Here is a 19,727-nt window from a genome sequence, read left to right as displayed (position 1 = left end):
GATCTCATACCGACATGCAAAGCCCTGGCCGAAACGCCGGGGCTTTGTTTTTTGCTTTCCTCCACGGGAGTGCCGCGATATCGGGCAGCGGCAAGCAATTGTTGCGCCAGGCCCCGGACCGCATGAACACAAATTCGTGAGGCCACCAAAACCCTCCGGAAACCACTGGCCAAATTCGCTGAAGTGAATATGTTCCCGGACAGACCCCGAACGAAACCGAGCAGTTTCGAAACAGAATACAGGAGGCACCATGACACAACGGATCACCCGCCGGAGCACAATCCTTGGGCTGGCAGGGGCTTTGGCGACCCCGACACTCCTACGCGCGCAATCCACTGATGCCTTCCCCGCCGATGAGGCACCGATCCGCGATCAGACAGCGGTAAAAAGGAACATCTCGGCCTTTACGCAGCAAAACTGGCAGGATCATTTCGACGAGCTAGGTGTGGGCTGCCTACTGGCGGATGTTGCCTCGCGTGCGGTGCATTACTGGGGCGGGGACGGCGAAAGTTACCGTCTCTTCCCCTCTTCCGTGCCGATGAGCGACGAACTGACCAAGCGCGGCTATACCAAGGTCGTGCGCAAGGCAAAGAATCCCGGCTGGACCCCGACCGCCAATATGCGCGAACGCGACCCCACTCTGCCCCGATATATGGAAGGCGGCCCAGGCAACCCGCTGGGCACCCGCGCCATGTATCTGACTTGGCCGGCCTATCTGGTGCATGGCACCCATGACACCCGCAAGATCGGGCGCCAAAGCTCATCCGGCTGTATCGGTCTTTACAACCAGCACGTCGAGGAGCTCTACGAACTGGTTGAGATCGGAACGCAGGTGCGGATCCTTTAGGATCCGCACAGCGGCCTCTGTCAGTTCAGGGACAGGTGCTTGGGCTTGTATCCTTCCTCATAGCGCAGGATTGCCTTTTCCATCAGGTTCTCGAAGTCGCGAACATACTGCTCCGAGTCATACAGCGGAGTTGTCCACAGATTGTCCTTGAGACGCTGTTTAATCGCGTTCAGAGCCTCACGATCCGTCGCTAGTTTGTACGCGAGGTCGTAGTACTCCTCTTTTGTCTCGGTCACCAGATCCGGGCACCCTATTGCGGTGACGATGCTGGCTGCGACACGTGCAGCGAACTGTTTGCCAGCCTTGGTCACGATTGGCAGCCCGGACCAGACCGCCTCACTTGCGGTGGTATGGGCGTTACAGTTGAACGCATCCAGGAACAGATCTGCCCGCCCCATCCGGCTCACGTGTTCTACCATGGAAACCCTTGCCGCAAACACCAGCCGTTCGGGTCCGATCCCGCGTGCTTTCGCTTCCCGTAGCAGGTTCTCCTGAATGGTGATGGTCGGCGCAAAAAGCCAAAGCACACTGTCCGGCACTTTGTGGAGAAGCTTCGTCCAGACATCGAACTCGGCCGGTGTGACCTTGTTCGGGTTGTTAAGGCTGCAAAACACAAACGCATCTTCCGGAAGCCCCAGTTCAGCGCGAGTAGGCATATCCGGCGAATGCTCCCTTGTGTTGTCATTCACCTGATAACAGTTGGGCATATAGAGAATTTTTTCACTGAAGTGCTGACGCAGCGATGGCGGCACCGTAATTTCATCCCCAATGAAATAGTCCATCGTCGGCAAGCCGCTCGTTCCCGGATAGCCGAGGAAAGCAACCTGAACCGGCGCCACCCGCTCTGCAAATGCAGCCAGCCTGGCGCCTTTCGTATAGGTTTTCATGTCGATTGCGATGTCGACGCCATCCTTGCGCGCCAATTCAGCCATTTCATGATCACTGATATCGCGCACGTTGTGATAGATATCCGCGCTCTCTTCCACTTGCAGTCGCACGGCACTATTTCCCGAACTGCCATAGTCATAGATGATAACCTCAAAGCGCTCACGATCTATTAGATCAAAGAACCGTCCCATCAGGAGCATTGTGGCGTGATCCCTGAAGTCGTCGGAAAAGAAACCGATCCGGATTTTCCGTCCGTGAACGCTGGTCCGGGAGAAACGCTTGTTTTCCTTAATCCGTTTCATCAAATCTCGACACCGCGCTTTGACGCGCACCTTGTGCAACGCCGGATCGTCCGTCAGACCCAAAAGCGTAAATGGCTGCACATCCAGGGGACACCTATCGCCCAAGCGCAAAATCTGCGGCAGCCGGTCAAAGAAACTCCAGTCGCTGTCCTTCATACTGTTATGAGCCCAGTTATAACCAGAATAGGCATCACTCGGATCGGTATTATGTGCTGCCTGGAAAAAACCTTTGGCATCGTGGGAGTTCCCCATGAGCCCCAGCAGGCTTCCGATCGAGTTCAACACTTGAGTGTCCAGAGGGTTGACACCCATTGCAGTCATGTAGGTTAAAAGCGCGTTATCCCTATCATCCTGCTGCAGGTAAACATCGCCTGAAAGCCGAAGAAGGACGATGTCTTCGGGATAGATCGACAGAGCCTCGTCAAGCATGGCACGTGCGGCGTTGTAGTCGAGCGAGACCACCAGATCCATCGCGTCGTCAATGTACTTCCGCGCAGTTTTTACCGTGCCAGCCTGACTGCCTTGCTGAATTCCAGCCTTCTTTTGCGTTTCGAACATCGCCAACCCTGCTGTTACCGACTGATTCGACGCGTTTTTCTGAAATTGGAAATCGAATTTTGACATGGATCTCTTCCGAAGTTCTGACAGTTCTATGATACCGTTCGCCGGCACATGGGCTTGACTGCACTCTATGGCCGCGGTTCCTAAGAATTGGTTTCCGAAATCAAAATTCGCCTTAAAGGTGTGCCGCCGCCATTCCTGCAGCACGGCTTTGCAATTGCACAGCTTGCTCTGAGAGGCGCCTGCGGATAAGTAAATAAACAACCGTTCAATTCACACCGCGCCAGGGAGGACACGACGTGGATTTCGCTTTGACAGAAGAACAGACCGCCATTTTTGACATGGCTCATGCCTTTGGTCAGGACAACATCGCCCCCTTTGCCCGCCAGTGGGAAGCTGAAGGCACCATTCCCAAGGATCTGTGGCCCAAGGTCGGTGAGTTGGGCTTTGGTGGGCTTTACGTCAGCGAAGAAGGCGGCGGATCCGCTCTGACGCGTCTTGACGCCACGCTGGTGTTTGAGGCGCTGTCGATGGCCTGCCCCTCGGTCGCGGCCTTCCTGTCGATCCACAACATGTGCGCCAAGATGCTGGACACCTTTGCCAGCGACGAAATGAAGGCCCGCGTGATGCCCGACGTTCTGACCCTCAACACGGTGCTCTCCTACTGCCTGACGGAACCCGGTTCCGGTTCCGACGCGGCCGCGCTGAAGACCCGCGCTGAAAAGACCAACGAAGGCTACACGCTGAACGGCACCAAGGCGTTCATCTCGGGCGGCGGCTATTCCGATGCCTATGTCTGCATGGTGCGCACTGGCGGGGATGGTCCCAAGGGGATCTCTACCGTCTATGTCGAGGACGGTACGCCAGGCCTGTCCTTTGGTGGGCTTGAGGACAAGATGGGCTGGAAAAGCCAGCCAACCGCGCAGGTTCAGTTCGACGATTGCAAGATCCCCGCGAACAACCTTGTCGGCGAAGAAGGCAAGGGGTTCAAATACGCCATGATGGGCCTTGATGGCGGACGTCTGAACATTGCGTCTTGCTCGCTCGGTGCAGCGCAGACCGCGCTCAACATGACCCTGCAATACATGAGCGAGCGTAAAGCCTTTGGCCAGTCGATCGACCAGTTTCAGGGCCTTCAGTTCCGCCTTGCGGATATGGAGATTGAACTGCAAGCCGCGCGCACCTTCCTGCGTCAGGCGGCCTGGAAGCTGGACCAGGGCGCACCGGATGCGACCAAGTTCTGCGCCATGGCCAAGAAATTCGTCACCGAAGCGGGATCGAAGATCGTCGATCAGTGCCTGCAACTGCACGGTGGTTATGGCTATCTGGCGGATTACGGCATCGAGAAACTGGTGCGTGATCTGCGGGTGCATCAGATCCTTGAGGGCACCAATGAGATCATGCGCGTGATCGTGGCCCGCCACATGCTGTCTGAAAACCGCTGAGGTCTGGGATGAGCGATATCGACATTCGCGTGACCGGCTCAGCGGGCCGGATCACCCTCTCCCGCGAAAAGGCCCTGAACGCCCTGTCCTATGACATGTGCATGGCCATTGATGCGGCATTGAAGGACTGGGCAACCAATGATGCGGTCAAAATCGTCGTCATCGATGCAAGCGGCGAAAAGGCCTTTTGCGCCGGTGGTGACATTGCCGAGCTTTATGTCACCGGCACCAAGGGCGATTACGGCTATGGGCGCACCTTCTGGCGCGATGAATACCGCCTGAATGCGCGGATCTTTGAATACCCGAAGCCGGTGGTCAGCTTCCTGCAGGGCTTCACCATGGGCGGCGGCGTCGGCATCGGCTGCCACGGCACCCATCGCATCGTCTGCGAGAGCAGCCAGATCTCCATGCCCGAGACTGGCATCGGCCTGATCCCCGACGTGGGCGGCACGCTGATCCTGGCGCTGGCGCCGGGGCGCTTAGGCGAATACCTCGGTCTGACTGCGGGCCGGATGAAGGCCGCCGACGCGATCTACGCCGGTTTTGCCGACCACTATATCCCGCAGGAGAAATGGCCTGGGCTAATCACCGCGCTGGAGCAGGACGGCAACCCTGATATTCTGGCCAACGCCGCCGACGCCGCGCCCGATGGCACACTGGAGGCCAAGCAGGGTGATATCGACCGGCTGTTTGCCGGGGAAACCCTGAGTGACATCCTGACCGTCCTTGAACAGGACGGCTCGGAGTTCGCCGCCACCGCGCAAAAGCCGCTGATGCGCAATTCGCCGCTGTCCATGGCCGCGACTGTGGAAATCCTTCACCGGCTGCGGGGCGCGACCCTGACCATCCGCAAGGCGCTGGATCTAGAGTATCGCTTTACCTACCGGTCGATGGAAAAAGGCGACTTTCTGGAAGGCATCCGGGCCCAGATCATTGACAAGGACCGCCAGCCCAAGTGGCAATACGCGGACCGCTCCGTGCCAGCCGTTGCCGTCAGCCAGATGCTGATGCCGCTGGGCGCAGACGCACTGACATTTGAGGAGGAGTAACCCATGAAGATCGGATTTATCGGCCTTGGCAATATGGGCGGCCCGATGGCGGCCAACCTTGCCGCTGCAGGCCATGATGTCACCGGCTTTGACATGGCAGAGGTCAAGGTCGAGGGCGTCACCATGGCCCCATCTGGGGCCGAAGCCGCCAAGGACGCCGACGTGGTCATCACCATGCTACCCAACGGCCAGATCCTGCGCAGCGTTGCGGATGAGATCATCCCGGCGATGAAAGCGGGCGCGGCCTTCGTGGACTGTTCTACCGTGGACGTGGATTCCGCCCGCGCCGTAGCAGAGCAAGCCGCCGCGGCAGGCCTGTTGCCCGTGGATGCGCCGGTTTCGGGCGGCATCGGCGGCGCCGCGGGCGGTACGCTGACCTTCATGGCTGGCGGCTCGGCTGAGGCCTTCGAGAAGGCAAAGCCGCTGTTTGACATCATGGGGCAGAAGGCCGTGCATTGCGGCGATGCGGGCGCCGGTCAGGCGGCCAAGATCTGCAACAACATGATCCTTGGCGTCACCATGATCGCCACCTGCGAAGCCTTTGCACTCGCCGACAAGCTGGGGCTGGACCGGCAGAAAATGTTCGATGTGGTCTCCACGTCCTCGGGTTACAGCTGGACCATGAACGCCTATTGCCCGGCGCCGGGCGTCGGCCCGCAATCGCCCGCCGACAACGATTACAAGCCCGGTTTCGCGGCCGAGTTGATGCTGAAAGACCTGCGCTTGTCGCAGCAAGCTGCAGACAGCGCCGATGCGGACACACCGATGGGCCAGCTCGCACAGGCGCTTTATGCGCAATTCGTCGAGAACGAGGACGGCATGGGCATGGATTTCTCGGCCATGCTGCCCCGGTTCGAAAAACGCAGCCGCGACTAGGGCACAGCAACAGATCAGTTGCCGATCAAATACAGGGGCGGACCGGATGGTACCGCCCCTTTTCATTGACCCACATCATGTTCGACGGTCCAGACGCCGGGTATTCTCTGCCCATAACGAGGAAAGGACATGCCATGTTTGCAAACAACGTTGGGGGTCTGGACAAGATCCTGCGCATCGTCATCGGCGCATTGCTGATCGTAGGCGCGCTGATGGGCTATGGCTGGTGGATGTGGATCGGCGTGGTGCCGCTGGTGACGGGTCTGCTCGGGACCTGCCCTCTGTATTCCATCCTTGGCGTCAATACCTGCCCGATGAAGAAATAGCGACCGCTGGGGATTAGGTCGACTGGTCGCCCGGATTTGGCTGCAATCTGCCGCTTTGATCCAGCCAATCGGCAAGATCAGGCTGAACAGATGCGCCCAGATGGTTTCGCAAGGAAGGCACCGGCTTGGAGCGCTATCCTTTGCGCTGACCGCCAATCAACGATTGGCACAAAGCACAGGAAAGGAGCGTCATGCGTTTCATCATCACTGCTGTCATTCTCGGCCTCAGCCTCCCCGCCGCCAGTTTCGCCGCGCCGAAGGGCTGCCCGCCGGGGCTGGCCAAGAAATCCGTTCCCTGCGTGCCCCCGGGTCAGGTGGGCAAGCACCGTGGCCCGTACGCGGTGGGGGACAGACTGATGAACTACATCATTCTGCGCGACCCCAAGCGGTACAGGCTGGACCCGAGGTACACCTATTACCGCAGCGACGGCTACCTCTATCGGGTCGATCCTGAAACCCGCAAGGTTCTGAACCTGATCGGTGCGGTTGCGGACATCCTTGAATAGTCTGAGCCGCGCCCACAGGGAGAGGCTGCCTTACTCGGCAGCCACCCTGCCCGCTTGCTCCAGCATCGGTTTCAGATAACGCCCCGTATGGCTGCGCGGTTCTGCGGCCACCTGTTCCGGCGTGCCGGTGGCGACGATTTCCCCGCCACCATCACCGCCTTCTGGACCGATATCGATGATATGATCGGCGGTCTTGATGACGTCGAGGTTGTGTTCGATCACCACCACGGAGTTACCCTGATCCACCAGTTCGTGCAGCACTTCGAGCAGCTTTTTCACGTCTTCGAAATGCAGACCGGTGGTGGGTTCGTCCAAGATATAGAGTGTCCGACCAGTGGAGCGTTTCGATAGCTCCTTGGACAGCTTCACCCGCTGCGCCTCACCGCCTGACAGGGTGGTCGCCTGCTGGCCCACCTTGATATAGCCAAGACCAACCCGCATCAGCGCGTCCATCTTGTCACGGATCGAGGGCACCGCAGCAAAGAACTGCTGCGCTTCCTCGACGGTCATATCCAGCACATCCGCGATGCTCTTGCCCTTGAATGTGACTTCAAGTGTTTCGCGGTTATAGCGCTTGCCCTTGCAGGTCTCGCATTCCACGTAAACGTCCGGCAGGAAGTGCATCTCGATCTTGATGACCCCATCGCCCTGGCAGGCCTCGCAGCGCCCACCCTTGACGTTGAAGGAGAACCGCCCCGGTTTGTAGCCGCGCGTCTTGGCCTCGGGTAGGCCCGCGAACCAGTCGCGGATCGGGGTAAAGGCACCGGTATAGGTCGCCGGGTTCGAACGCGGTGTGCGCCCGATGGGGCGCTGATCGATGTCGATCACCTTGTCCAGGTGCTCCAGCCCCTTGATGGTCTCACACGGCGCCGGGGTCTGCCGCGCCCCGTTGAGGCGCATCGAGGCGGTCTTGAACAGGGTTTCAATCGTCAGGGTGGATTTACCGCCCCCGGATACGCCGGATACGCAGACAAATTTGCCAAGCGGGAATTCGGCTGTCACCTCTTTCAGGTTGTTGCCGGTCGCCTTGACCACTTTGATTTTCTTCTTGTTGCCCTTGCGCCGTTTGGCGGGGATTTCGATTTCCCGCACGCCTGACAAATACTGCCCGGTGACCGAAGCCGCATCTGCAGCGATCTGCTGCGGCGTCCCGTGGCTCACCACCTGCCCGCCATGCACCCCGGCACCGGGGCCGATATCGAACACATAGTCGGCCTGACGGATCATATCCTCGTCATGCTCGACCACGATCACCGTATTGCCCTGATCACGCAAGTTTTTCAGGGTCGTTATCAGCCGGTCGTTGTCGCGCTGATGCAGGCCAATGGACGGCTCATCCAGAACATAGAGGACTCCGGTCAGGCCTGAACCAATCTGGCTGGCCAGTCGGATCCGCTGGCTCTCGCCGCCCGAGAGCGTGCCGGAATTCCGGCTGAGCGTTAGATATTCAAGGCCGACGTTGTTGAGGAAACCCAGCCGTTCGCGGATTTCCTTGACGATGGCGCGGGCGATTTCCTGTTTCTGGGTGCTGAGGTGATCCGGCACCTCCTCGATCCAGGCGAGTGCCTCGCGGATGGATTTCTGCACCACTTGACCGACGTGGATATCGGCGATCCGCACCGCCAGCGCCTCTTCTCGCAGGCGGTAGCCGCCGCAGGCACCACAGGGGCGGTTGTTCTGGTAGCGTTCGAATTCTTCGCGGATCCAATTGCTGTCCGTCTCGCGATAGCGGCGTTCCATATTGGGAATGACGCCTTCGAAAACGCGGGTCACGTTGTAAACCCGGCCGCCTTCGTCATAGCGGAACGGGATTTCCTCATCGCCCGAGCCATAAAGGAACACCTGCTTCACATGGGCAGGCAGATCCTTCCACGGGGTGTTCTTGTCGAACTCATAGTGCTTGGCAATCGCCTCGATGGTTTGCAGGAAATAGGGAGATTTTCCCTTGCGCCAGGGCGCCAGCGCACCATCATAAACCTTGAGGCTCTGATCCGGCACCACCAGACGTTCGTCAAAGAACAGCTCCATTCCCAGCCCGTCACATTCCGGACAGGCCCCAAAGGGCGCGTTGAAGGAGAACAGGCGCGGCTCGATCTCGGGGATAGTAAAGCCACTGACCGGGCAGGCAAAGTTTTCCGAGAAGGTAATGCGTTCGGGATCGCCTTCGCGCGGGGCGGTTTCCAGAATGGCGATGCCATCGGCCAGATCCAGCGCGGTGCGCAAGCTGTCCGCCAGCCGGGTTTCCAGCCCTTCGCGTACAACGATCCGATCAACTACAACGTCGATGTCATGGCGGAACTTCTTGTCCAGCGTCGGCGGTTCGTCCAGCTCATAGAATTCGCCGTCCACCTTGACCCGCTGGAAGCCCTGCTTCCGAAGTTCAAGGAATTCCTTTTTGTACTCGCCCTTGCGATCCCGCACGATGGGCGCCAGCAGGTAGCCGCGCGTGCCCTCCTCCAGCGTCATGACACGGTCGACCATATCCTGCACCTGCTGCGCCTCGATCGGCAGGCCGGTCGCCGGGCTGTAGGGCGTCCCTGCCCGCGCGAACAACAGGCGCAGGTAGTCGTAGATTTCGGTCACGGTGCCAACGGTAGACCGCGGGTTTTTCGAGGTGGTCTTCTGCTCGATGGAGATCGCCGGAGATAGGCCGCTGATGTGATCCACATCGGGTTTTTCCATCATGTCGAGGAACTGGCGCGCATAGGCCGAGAGCGATTCCACATAGCGGCGCTGCCCTTCGGCATAGATGGTATCAAAGGCGAGCGACGACTTGCCCGAGCCGCTAAGGCCGGTGATCACCACCAATTCGTCGCGCGGAATGTCCACGTCGATGTTTTTCAGGTTGTGTTCGCGCGCGCCGCGCACCTCGATGGACTTCAGCTCAGCCATGGAACCCCCGTTATCCGCGCCCCGGCCTGCACCGGTCGCCCGACCCTACAGATAGGCAAAGCTTTCCGAGTCTCCAACCCAAAATCGAGAACGTTCAGCGAACATTTGATTTTCTGCGCAGTGCCGCCAGCCAGCCATGCACCAAACATCCGCAGATGAACACAATGACGCCGGTCACGATCATGCCATTATAGCCCGCCAGCCCCAGCACCCAGACCATCAGCGGCGTGCCGATGGTATTGCCAAGATTACCGGCCATGGCGAGGGCGCCATTGGAGCTGGCCTGATCGACCGCCCCGGAATTGAGCTGCGCCACCGAGGCAAAACTCGGTCCCTGCACCAGCCCCAGCGCCCCGGCCAGCGCCAGACAGGCCAGCGGCGCGCCGGGATCGGCCCACATCCAGACCAGCGCCAGCGCGCTGAGCGCAAAGCCCGCCTGGATCAGTGGCACGGCATGGATCCGCCGCAGCAGGAACACCCCCAGCGTCATCGACACCGCGATGCTGGTCAGCGGCATCGCACCCATCACAAAGCCACGCACCTGCGGCGCCAGATAGGGCGGCAGGACGGTCAGGATCGCAACGAAACAGATGGTGTAGAACAGCCAGCCCGCCGCAGGTGCCGCCAGCCAGGGAGAGCGGAAAATCTCCAGATGCAGACGCGGTAGATCGGCGAACCGGGGTAGCGGCTGGCGCGGCGGCACCGGCACATCGCGCAGCACCCGCAGCAGCAACAAAGCCAGCGCTGCCATGATCACGGCGTGGGTGGCAAACAGCGCCTGAACCCCAGCCATCCGTGCCAGCGGAACGCCAAACCACGAAAGGAACGCAAAGGCTACCGCGAAAAACGTGCTCCACAGCGTCAGCGCCGCGCCCCGGTGCCGATTGGAACTGATCTGGGCAATCAGGGTCGGTGCCGCCACCACCACGCCCAGATGCGACAGGCCTTCGATCACGCGGGTGGCCAGAAACAGCGAGAAAGGAAGATCTAGGCTTTGCAGGGCGGACATCGCAGCGCCGCTGGCCAGGGCCGCCACAAGCGTGCGACGGAAGCCGAAAGAGGCCACCACCATGCCCGCAATGACACCCAGCCCGATCCCGAGGAACCCAACCAGCGACACCGTGAATCCGATGGCGCTGCCCGCATCGGGAAACAGCTCGGCCATCTCAGCGAAGACCACGCTCACCTTGCCATATTGCGCTGCAGCGCCAAGGCCAGCGCCCCAGATCAGAAGGATCACACTCCAGCGGGTGTCCTGGCTCGGTGTCATGCTGAAATCCCGTCTGAATAGGTCATGATAAATATGCCTCGCCGCAATACCCCGAAACAATTGCAGCGACCAGCCGCTCAATAAAAAACCGCCCAAAGCCGCGAATGGCTCTGGGCGGTGCGTGTGTCACATATCGCAGCGCTTAGAAGTGAATGGTGCGATCAAAGGCGTTCAGGACGCTTTCATGCATCATCTCGCTCAGCGTCGGATGCGGGAAGACGGTGTTCATCAGGTCTTCCTCGGTGGTTTCCAGCTGGCGGCCCACCACATAGCCCTGAATGAGCTCCGTCACCTCGGCGCCGATCATATGCGCGCCCAGCAGTTCACCCGTCTTTGCGTCAAAGATGGTTTTGACCAGCCCTTCGGGTTCGCCAAGCGCGATGGCCTTGCCGTTGCCGACAAAGGGGAAACGACCAACCTTGATGTCGTACCCAAGCTCCTTGGCTTTCGCCTCGCTATAGCCGACCGAAGCCACCTGCGGATGGCAATAGGTGCAGCCCGCGATGCTTTCTGGTTTGACCGGATGGGCGTGTTTGCCTGCGATCAGCTCTGCCACCATAACGCCTTCGTGGCTGGCCTTATGCGCCAGCCAGGGCGCACCGGCGATATCCCCGATGGCATAAAGCCCCTCGACGCCGGTGCGGCAGAATTTATCGGTCACCACATGGGTGCGGTCAACGTTGACGCCAAGCGCCTCCAGACCCAGCCCTTCGGTATTGCCAACGATGCCAACGGCCGAGATCACCGTGTCGAATTCCATCTTCTGGACCTTGCCGCCAGCCTCAATATGAGCGGTGACCTTGCCTTTTGCACGATCCAGCTGCTTGACCATGGATTTCTCCATGATCTTCATGCCCTGCTTCTCAAAGGCCTTCCTGGCCATGCCGGAAATCTCGGCATCCTCGACCGGCAGCACCCGGTCCATCACCTCGACCACGGTGGTATCGGCGCCCAGCGTGTTGAAGAAGCTGGCAAATTCGATGCCGATGGCGCCAGATCCGATGACCAGCAGCTTTTTCGGCATCCGCGGTGCGGTCAGCGCGTGCCGGTAGGTCCAGACCAGATCACCGTCTGCCTCCAGCCCCGGCAGCTCCCGAGCGCGGGCGCCGGTGGCCAGGATGATATTCTTGGCCGCCAGATCCTCGGTGCCCTTGTCGGTCTTGACCGAGACCTTGCCCTTGGCGGGGATCGTCGCCTCGCCCATGATCACGGTGACCTTGTTCTTCTTCAGCAGATGAGCGACGCCCGAAGACAGCTGTTTTGCCACCCCGCGCGAGCGTTTCACCACCGCGTCCAGATCGTAGCCGATGCCATCGGCGCTGAGCCCGAATTCCTTGGCCCGGTGCATCAGGTGGAACACTTCGGAGGAACGCAGCATCGCCTTGGTCGGGATGCAGCCCCAGTTGAGGCAAATACCGCCCAAGTTCTCACGCTCGATGACCGCGGTCTTGAGCCCCAGCTGGGCCGCGCGGATGGCAGCCACATAGCCGCCGGGGCCTGCGCCGATTACGATCACGTCATAGGTTTGTGCGGCCATGATATCCCTCGCCAAACTGGATCTGAAACTAGTTTACCGTTAAACCAATTTTTTGCACGCCGCAATCTCGCAGTGAGAAAAGCCTTTGGGAACGTGGTGGGCATTTTCACCGACCGGTATCCACCGCGAGACCTGCGCGCTGGAACAACCATATGCACAGTCCCTGCTACAGGCCACAGAAAATCCCGCTCCAGCACAGTCATCCCGCGACGACCGTTTCAAGAAGATGTGATCACGGCTGGCCGCATAGGGGGATGGTAAAGGGATTGTCTGGGGCCGAAAGCCCGACACAGAAAAGGCGCCGTCCGACCGGCCAGACAGCGCCTTTAGAATGTCAGTGTCGGGGATGCCCCCGGATAGTCGCTCTCCTCGGTTCAGCTGGCTTGCTGGAAGGTCCGGATCGTGGCGCCATAACCACCGGCTTCGACATAGTCGCGCTCCGGCTCGGTGCTGTGGCGCAATAGCGCCTCGTTGCGATAAGGGAAGCGGCCGAATTTGCGGATCACGTCGCGATGGGCGCGCGCGTGCAGCAGATTGGACGCACCATATTCCGGCATCCGTTCCTTCAGCAGGCGCACGCAGCGCTCCTGATCGCACAGGTTTTCCGAATGCATCAGCGGCAGATAAAAGAACTGCCGCGCCGGTTCATCGATCTTCAGATCCCATTTCTTGTTCAGCGCGTTCTTGGCCACTGCCAGCGCAATCTCATCCGAGGCAAAGGCCTGACCTTCGCCGCGGAACATATTGCGCGGGAACTGGTCCATCAGGATGATATAGGCAAGGGTTCCGCTGGGATAGGTCAGCCAAAGCGAGAACTTGCCCTCGCAAGCCTCCTCCCAGGCCTTTCCAAAACGTCTGCGGATAGTCTCGTCCAGATCATCATCCTGCAGATACCAGCCCTTTTCTCCGACCTCGTCGAGCCAGAATTCAAGGATTTCTTCGGGGCCAACCATCCCATTTACTCCACATGTGTTGCCTACCCCCAAGTTCAGAGGATTTTACCCCCTCATGGCAAGTCATAGAACCGTCACAAATTGCAACAGGAGCGGCAATTGGTGAAATATTGCTCACGTTTCCTGCAGGTTAGCGCAATCACCCCGCCTCATGCGCGGCTTCCTGCTCTTCCATCTCGGTTTCGATGACGTATTCCTGTGCAAATTCGACCGCCACGGGCGAGCCTGTCGGCGCCATCGGCGCGAAGGTGCCCGAATCTTCGGCTGCGATCGAGGCGCGCTGCGTCGTCCGGTAAAGCGCGTATGCCGCCAGCGCAAAGGTCAGCACCGCCATGATCAGGAAGAATCCCGGCGGGCCAAAGACGCTTTCGCCCATAAGCCAACCGGTGATCAGTGGCCCGGTAATGGCGCCAAGGCCGTTGATGAAGACCAGCCCGCCCGAGGCCGCCGCCATATCGTCGTAATCCAGATAGTCGTTGGTATGGGCGATCAGAAGCGAGTAAAGCGGGTTGGTCATCCCGCCGATAAAAAAGGCCGCCAGCAGCAGCATCCAGAAATTCGCGCCCATCGCCATACCCAGAACCGCCGCCGCGCCACTGAAGGCCGCCGCGAACAGGATCACCACGCGCCGGTCCATGCGGTCGGAAATCCATCCCAGCGGATATTGCAGCACCAGCGCGCCGACATAGAAGGTCGCGACGAACAGCGAAATCTGCGGCAAGGTCAGCCCGGCCGAAGCCGCGTAGACTGCGCTCATCCCGAACTGGGCCGAGAAGACGCCGCCCAGCAGAAACATACCCACGCAGCCCAGAGGCGATGCATCCATCAGCTGGCGCAAGGTCATCGGTTTCGTAGTGTCAAAGGCAGGCGTCGGCGAAATCGACAGCAAAATTGGCGCAAAGGACACCGAAATCACAACCGAGGCAATGACGAAGGTTTCATAGCCCGACGGATTACCAAGCAGCATCAGCGCCTGCGCCGAGACGATGCCCAGCATCTGTACCAGCATGTAAAGCGACAGTGCCTTGCCGCGGTTGGCATTGTCTGCCGCATTGTTCAGCCAGCTTTCAGCGGTGACATACACGCCGGAAAAGCAAAACCCGATCAGCACCCGCCCGGCCATCCAGGCAAAGGGATTGGTGATCGCGGGATAGAGAATCATCACTGCAGAAATCAGCGAGGCCAGCGCCGCAAAGACGCGGACATGGCCGACCCGCCGGATCATCTCCGGCGCCATCCGCGAGCCGCCCAGAAAGCCGACGAAATAGGCGGACATGACAAAGGACATCTGCAACGTCGAGAACCCTTCAAGGTCGCCGCGCACCCCAAGAATGGTGCCCTGAAGACCGTTCCCGATCATCAGCATTCCCATCCCCAGAAGCAGCGCCCATGCGCTTGAGAGTACCTGCAGCATTGCCCGTATCCTTTTGCATCCGCCGCCTGCCCCCGGTTTTGGATCCGGCAGGCGGTGTTTCATTTCGCATCTTCCGCCCTTATCTGCGGATGCGGTGTGTGGAAAGAACTATCGCAGATCGCAGAGACGATTTCATCCCGCCGTCACGTTTACAGCGGAATTCTCTGCATTTTCTGAAGGTCTGGCGCTGGCGATCTGGCGGGGCTCAGCTCTGCCGCGATCCCGCGCCAGAGGGTATCAGAAGCGACGCATCGCCATAGGAGAAGAACCGGTAACCGCTGTCGACCGCGTGGGTATAGATCTGCCGCACGGTCTCCTGCCCCATCAGCGCAGAAACCAACATCATCAGGGTGGAGCGCGGCAGGTGGAAATTCGTCATCAGCGCATCGGCAACATGGAAGGTAAAGCCCGGGTAGATGAAAATATCGGTCTCCCCTTCCCATGGCGCGATCGCACCGCTACGTGCGGCGCTTTCGATCAGACGCAGCGCTGTGGTGCCCACCGGGATGATACGCCCGCCTGCAGCCTTAGTCGCCGCGATCTCGGCGGCAGCTTCGGGGCTGACCCGCCCCCATTCGGCGTGCATCTTGTGGGTGGTCACATCCTCGACCTTGACTGGCAAGAAGGTGCCTGCGCCCACGTGCAGGGTGACATAGCTGAACGCGATCCCGCGATCCTTAAGCGCCTGCAGCAGCGGTGCATCAAAGTGCAGCGAGGCGGTCGGCGCCGCTACGGCGCCGGTGTGGCGCGCCCAGACCGTCTGGTAATCGGTCTTGTCCTGCGCATCCGCCGGGCGTTTGGCAGCAATATAGGGTGGCAGCGGCATGGCGCCTGCCTCGGCCAGGGCCGCCTCGAATTCGTCGCCTTCCAGATTGAACCGCAGGGCGCCCTGCCCGTCGGCAACCCCCTCCAGCACGGCGCTGAAACCATCGGCAAAACGGATCGTCTCGCCCGGTTTTACCTTTTTCAGGGGTTTCAGCAGGGCATTCCAGGTACCGTCTGCGCCCGGCTCCAGCAAGGTGACTTCGATGCGGGCGGAGGTATCGCCTTGCGCACTGCTGCGATGGCGCTGCCCCGACAGGCGCGCTGGAATAACCTTGGTGTCGTTCAATACCAGACGATCGCCGGGCTGGAACCACTCCGGCAGGTCTGAAACCCGCGCATCGGTAATCCGTTCCCCTTCGGCCACCAGAAGACGGGCCGCGCTGCGCGGAGAGGCAGGGCGGGTTGCAATCAGATTCTCGGGGAGATCAAAGTCAAAATCGCTAAGTTTCATGCGGCGGCATATAGGAGCTTTGTGATGCCTTGGCTATGGCAATCTGCGCCAGATTGCCTGTGTACTCAGCGTTCGCCGGCCTGAGGAGCGGTCGGGGCGGCTGGCACCTCTTCGGGCGCCAATGGCCCGCTGGTGGGCGGCGGCGCGGCGGGGGTCTGCCCCGGCACCTCCGGCGCCCGGCCCCGGAACAGCTCGCGGAAGATGCCCGGCGCCAGGCCGGACAAAGGATTGACTTGCACCTTGGGATCATCCGCCGTGCCCCGCAGCCGGTAGGAAAAGCCGATCAACCCTTCGCCCTTGCGGGTCAGGACGCTGCCGATGGCGTTCAGCACATAGATCGGAGAAATTACCCCCCGCATATCCAGTGCCGTGGTCTCGAGATTGTAATTCCCGTCCATCGACAGACCGATCGACGGACCCACTGCACTGCTTTCGTGAACGATCAGATGGGTGGCGCCAAGGCGGAACTTTGCTTCGACTTCCGAAAACTGAATTCCCTGCCCGGCGAGTTCATTGACCAGACCCACCAGGCTGATCGCGTTGACCAGCGCTGCCATGGAGGGCGCGTCCTTCACCCGCGTGTTGCGCACGGTCATGCGGCCATCGTATTCACCCGGCGTGGCTGCAGGCACCAGCGTCATGTCAAAACTGCCGCCCTGACCGTGCCGCAGCACCCCGGCCGAGCGGAAGATCCCGCCGGCATCCTCGGACTTGATCCGCGTCGCCGTGCCGCCCTTGTCCGGGACCACAATACCGCTCAGCGGGGTCTGACCATTCAGCCGCGCGGTGAACTTGCCATTGAAGCCGCCCGCCGTGGAAAACCGCCCCTGAAAGCCATTGAGGGCGATACTGTCAGTCACCTGCAGCCGATCAAGGCTCAAGAGGATCGGTCCGGTGCCGCCCGACCCGGAGCCACTGCTGCCGCTGGAACTGGTAAAAGGCACCCGGCGCATATCGATCACGCCGCCGCCAATACGGATTTCCGGTGCCGCCACCCCGCGCCCGACAAATGTCACCGGTCCGCGCAGCCAGCCATCCAGCGACACCGCGCTAAAGGCCGCTCGGTCCAGCCCGCCATCTTCCCGCGTGGTCACGGTGCCCTCGGCCTTCAACCCCGCAGCCTCGACCCGCAGCCGGTCCACCGAAGGCTGCGCCCGCAGCGTCACCACGAGATCCAGAAGGCCCGTATCCGACTCCGGCTTGCGCCAGCTCAGCGCCGGAATACGCAGACCGATCCCTTCGAGCGCCGAGCGCAGGTTCAACTCGGGTGGCACCCCGGGCGCAAGGCGCAGCACGAATTCGCCCTGACCGGTTCCAAAGACGGACCCCGTTGGCAAGCCGATATTGAACCTCTCCACCACCGCGTTCGAAAGCGCCACCTTACCGGTGACATAGCTGGTCGGATCGGTACCGGGGCCAACCGGCTGGCGCCATGTTGCCGTCAGCGGCACATCCGACAGGGTCGCAGCACCAGAGAGCTGCACGTGGCTTTGATCCCCCGACAGTTCCAGCCGCTCTGCGGCGACCGGATGTCCCGGCACCAGAACCCCGCTACTGACGCCGGTCACGCTGCCCGTGTAGTGATAAAGGATCTCTTCTGGCGGCACGCCCGCGCGCAGGGGCAGCGACAAGGTTCCACTAACCTGCACCTGGCCCTCTGCCAGCTTCACCGGCAACCCCGCCTTGGACATGATATTGAGCGGCGGACGTTCGAGCAGCGACAGGCCCGCCGTTACCGCACCCGAGGCCTTGACCCGGACGATCCCCGGCGCGCCGCCTTTGATCGAAGTGTCGGGAATGATGAAAGACGTGCCCGTCACATCCACAGCGCCACCGTCATCGGCGGTCACCGTGCCCCGGCTGGCGATCACCACCAGACGCGTGCCGTGGATGCTGAAATGGCCATCAGCGCCCCGCACCGGCGGCAGATGTTTCTGAAAGCGCGCATCGACCCCGGAAAAGGTGGTATCCAGATGCAGAAACGGCTTTTCCAGCCCGGCGCCACGCAACGCCACATAGGCATCGCGGGCAGTGCCTTGATAAAGGTTATCCCGCACCCATTCGCGCGGTTTCGGCGGCGCCGCTGCTGGCCACAGTTCCTTGATCCGATCCACCGACATCTGATCCACATGACCGTTCAACGCATAGGTCCATCCTGCTTCTTCGGCGGAGACCTTGCCGTCGAGCAGGATGTTCGAATCCCCGTCCTGGATCAAAACCTCGCCCAGGGTCAGGCTGAAGGGTTCCGGCTCCAACCGAAAATCCACCCCAACGCCCGCCAGTTCCAGCGGCTGATCGTACAGGTCGCGCGGGTTGAGGCTGAGGTCGGAAAACTGCAACTGCCCGACCAGTTCCGTGAGCCGCCCGTTCTCGATCCCGCTCAGATGGGCGCGCCCCTCCATCGTACCTGAGACCCAGCCGCTTTCGACTTTCAGCTCATCGAACTGCAGGGCCTGCTGATCAGGGTAGTAGGTGAAATAGCTATGCGCGCTTTGGATCGGCACGGGGCGGGTTTCTTCCGACGGCTGGATCACGCCACGCCCGATTTGCAAGCCCGCGGAAAGGGTCAGCAGCTCGCCTTCGCTGCCCAGGCCACCGCGGAGCGAGCCGGAAATCGGTGCCCGCAGCGCCTGAAGCCAGCCAAGCGCCGGCGCCTGAACCGCGATATCCTCGCTCGCGATCTCTTCGATCAGGAATCCGAATTCGGCTGAGGCATCGCCGATGTCGGATTTGTAGTTGGCCTCAATGGTGCCGACATACTGCCGCCCGCTCAGCACCGAAAAGCCGCCAGACAAGGCCAGTGATCTGCCCTCACGCGCCAGCCGCACGGTGCCGCCGTCCAGTGTCCAGACCCGGTTCAGTCGGCCGTCTTCATAGCGCAGCGTCAAACCTTCGGTCTCAACCTCGGACAGCGCCGCAAGGACCGGGCGTTCAAATTGAGTATCCCAGTGTTCGATCAATTGCGGCAGGTCGGATGCTTCGCGGAACGGCGATCCCGCCTCGGAAAGGCTGAGTTCGAATTTGCCATCCGTGCCGCGCCGCAAAGAGGCAAAAAGCCCGCTGAGCCAGATCTTGCGGGGCTGAAACTTTCCACTCAGCAAGGGTCGCATCGCCAGCGACACCTGGGCATCCGCCAGCCGCGCCACCGGCGCTCCATCCGCCTGCGCTAGAGATACATCGCGCAGCCCGAGCCGTGGGCGCCAGCCCTTGTTCACCACAAGGTGAATTTCCCCAAACTCGATCTGAAGACCGCCAAGGCTCTGTTCCAGGCGCGTTTCGACCTTCTGGCGCAGCCATTGCGGCGCATCGATGCGGGTGCCGATCCCGAAATAGACCGCGCCCGCCCCGAGAAAGCATAGGACGGCCACAACACGCACCACGGCTTTCAGCCGCCGCCAGCGCCGCCGGTCTTTGGGGCGCGCCGCAAGCCCTTCCGCGGCCTCCGCATCAGCAGGACCAGCGACCTGCTCGGCCCGTGCAGCCTCCTGCCCGGACGCCGCCTGTTCGACAGCCTCGGGTGCCGCGACTTCCTCCGGCTGATCCGCTGACCTCGCGATCTGTGCTTTTCCTTTGCTCGCCATAGCC

The 19,727-nt window shown here is 60.8% G+C and carries 14 protein-coding genes; 6 read left to right on the top strand and 8 right to left on the bottom strand.

What is annotated here, in order from left to right:
• Positions 1-250: 250 nt before the first annotated feature.
• Entirely contained in the window at positions 251-847 is a 597-nt protein-coding gene (locus tag SM766_RS00190; protein ID WP_065270374.1) for a L,D-transpeptidase, read from the top strand.
• A 20-nt stretch (positions 848-867) separates the two neighbouring features.
• Here SM766_RS00190 and SM766_RS00185 read toward each other — a convergent pair whose 3' ends face one another.
• Positions 868-2,661: an O-linked N-acetylglucosamine transferase, SPINDLY family protein gene (locus SM766_RS00185; protein ID WP_368946528.1), complete on the bottom strand. Its 1,794-nt coding sequence runs from the start codon at positions 2,659-2,661 to the stop codon at positions 868-870.
• A gap of 236 nt (positions 2,662-2,897) precedes the next feature.
• On the opposite strand from SM766_RS00185, the gene SM766_RS00180 reads away from it, so the two are divergent.
• The 5 genes from SM766_RS00180 (at position 2,898) to SM766_RS00160 (ending at position 6,800) form a co-directional block, all read left to right on the top strand.
• Entirely contained in the window at positions 2,898-4,043 is a 1,146-nt protein-coding gene (locus SM766_RS00180) for an acyl-CoA dehydrogenase family protein (RefSeq protein ID WP_368946527.1), read from the top strand.
• A gap of 8 nt (positions 4,044-4,051) precedes the next feature.
• Positions 4,052-5,092, top strand: a complete 1,041-nt coding sequence (locus tag SM766_RS00175) for an enoyl-CoA hydratase/isomerase family protein (protein ID WP_368946526.1) — start codon at positions 4,052-4,054, stop codon at positions 5,090-5,092.
• 3 nt (positions 5,093-5,095) lie between these two features.
• Positions 5,096-5,968: a 3-hydroxyisobutyrate dehydrogenase gene (gene mmsB / locus SM766_RS00170; protein WP_274833716.1), complete on the top strand. Its 873-nt coding sequence runs from the start codon at positions 5,096-5,098 to the stop codon at positions 5,966-5,968.
• 134 nt (positions 5,969-6,102) lie between these two features.
• Positions 6,103-6,294 carry a YgaP family membrane protein gene (locus SM766_RS00165; protein WP_065270379.1) on the top strand — a complete coding sequence of 64 codons (192 nt, stop codon included), beginning with the start codon at positions 6,103-6,105 and terminating at the stop codon, positions 6,292-6,294.
• 191 nt (positions 6,295-6,485) lie between these two features.
• Entirely contained in the window at positions 6,486-6,800 is a 315-nt protein-coding gene (locus tag SM766_RS00160; RefSeq protein ID WP_274833718.1) for an excinuclease ABC subunit A, read from the top strand.
• A 30-nt stretch (positions 6,801-6,830) separates the two neighbouring features.
• Here the strand turns inward: SM766_RS00160 and uvrA are convergent, their stop codons facing one another.
• The 7 genes from uvrA to SM766_RS00125 form a co-directional block, all read right to left on the bottom strand.
• Positions 6,831-9,692 carry an excinuclease ABC subunit UvrA gene (gene uvrA, locus SM766_RS00155; RefSeq protein ID WP_274829247.1) on the bottom strand — a complete coding sequence of 954 codons (2,862 nt, stop codon included), beginning with the start codon at positions 9,690-9,692 and terminating at the stop codon, positions 6,831-6,833.
• A gap of 94 nt (positions 9,693-9,786) precedes the next feature.
• Complete coding sequence (locus SM766_RS00150; RefSeq protein ID WP_274837127.1) at positions 9,787-10,962, bottom strand: MFS transporter; 1,176 nt, start codon at positions 10,960-10,962, stop codon at positions 9,787-9,789.
• 142 nt (positions 10,963-11,104) lie between these two features.
• Entirely contained in the window at positions 11,105-12,499 is a 1,395-nt protein-coding gene (lpdA, locus tag SM766_RS00145) for a dihydrolipoyl dehydrogenase (RefSeq protein ID WP_368946525.1), read from the bottom strand.
• A gap of 374 nt (positions 12,500-12,873) precedes the next feature.
• On the bottom strand, positions 12,874-13,452 hold the full coding sequence (locus SM766_RS00140; protein WP_368946524.1) for a DUF924 family protein: 579 nt from the start codon (positions 13,450-13,452) through the stop codon (positions 12,874-12,876).
• 139 nt (positions 13,453-13,591) lie between these two features.
• Entirely contained in the window at positions 13,592-14,866 is a 1,275-nt protein-coding gene (locus SM766_RS00135) for an MFS transporter (protein ID WP_065270385.1), read from the bottom strand.
• Between the two features lie 205 nt (positions 14,867-15,071).
• Positions 15,072-16,142: a tRNA preQ1(34) S-adenosylmethionine ribosyltransferase-isomerase QueA gene (gene queA, locus SM766_RS00130; RefSeq protein ID WP_368946523.1), complete on the bottom strand. Its 1,071-nt coding sequence runs from the start codon at positions 16,140-16,142 to the stop codon at positions 15,072-15,074.
• A 65-nt stretch (positions 16,143-16,207) separates the two neighbouring features.
• Entirely contained in the window at positions 16,208-19,723 is a 3,516-nt protein-coding gene (locus SM766_RS00125; RefSeq protein WP_368946522.1) for a YhdP family protein, read from the bottom strand.
• Positions 19,724-19,727: the final 4 nt, after the last annotated feature.

This window comes from Pseudophaeobacter sp. A-200-2, from assembly GCF_041008815.1.
In the GTDB taxonomy this organism is placed as follows: Bacteria; Pseudomonadota; Alphaproteobacteria; order Rhodobacterales; family Rhodobacteraceae; genus Phycobacter; species Phycobacter gallaeciensis_A.
This window is presented reverse-complemented; position numbering and strand designations above follow the sequence as displayed.

Coding starts and splice junctions, on each gene's coding strand:
- SM766_RS00190 (WP_065270374.1), top strand. CDS start 251: ATGACACAACGGATCACCCGCCGGAGCACAATCCTTGGGCTGGCAGGG.
- SM766_RS00185 (WP_368946528.1), bottom strand. CDS start 2,661: ATGTCAAAATTCGATTTCCAATTTCAGAAAAACGCGTCGAATCAGTCG.
- SM766_RS00175 (WP_368946526.1), top strand. CDS start 4,052: ATGAGCGATATCGACATTCGCGTGACCGGCTCAGCGGGCCGGATCACC.
- mmsB (WP_274833716.1), top strand. CDS start 5,096: ATGAAGATCGGATTTATCGGCCTTGGCAATATGGGCGGCCCGATGGCG.
- SM766_RS00165 (WP_065270379.1), top strand. CDS start 6,103: ATGTTTGCAAACAACGTTGGGGGTCTGGACAAGATCCTGCGCATCGTC.
- SM766_RS00160 (WP_274833718.1), top strand. CDS start 6,486: ATGCGTTTCATCATCACTGCTGTCATTCTCGGCCTCAGCCTCCCCGCC.
- uvrA (WP_274829247.1), bottom strand. CDS start 9,692: ATGGCTGAGCTGAAGTCCATCGAGGTGCGCGGCGCGCGCGAACACAAC.
- SM766_RS00150 (WP_274837127.1), bottom strand. CDS start 10,962: ATGACACCGAGCCAGGACACCCGCTGGAGTGTGATCCTTCTGATCTGG.
- lpdA (WP_368946525.1), bottom strand. CDS start 12,499: ATGGCCGCACAAACCTATGACGTGATCGTAATCGGCGCAGGCCCCGGC.
- SM766_RS00140 (WP_368946524.1), bottom strand. CDS start 13,452: ATGGTTGGCCCCGAAGAAATCCTTGAATTCTGGCTCGACGAGGTCGGA.
- SM766_RS00135 (WP_065270385.1), bottom strand. CDS start 14,866: ATGCTGCAGGTACTCTCAAGCGCATGGGCGCTGCTTCTGGGGATGGGA.
- queA (WP_368946523.1), bottom strand. CDS start 16,142: ATGAAACTTAGCGATTTTGACTTTGATCTCCCCGAGAATCTGATTGCA.
- SM766_RS00125 (WP_368946522.1), bottom strand. CDS start 19,723: ATGGCGAGCAAAGGAAAAGCACAGATCGCGAGGTCAGCGGATCAGCCG.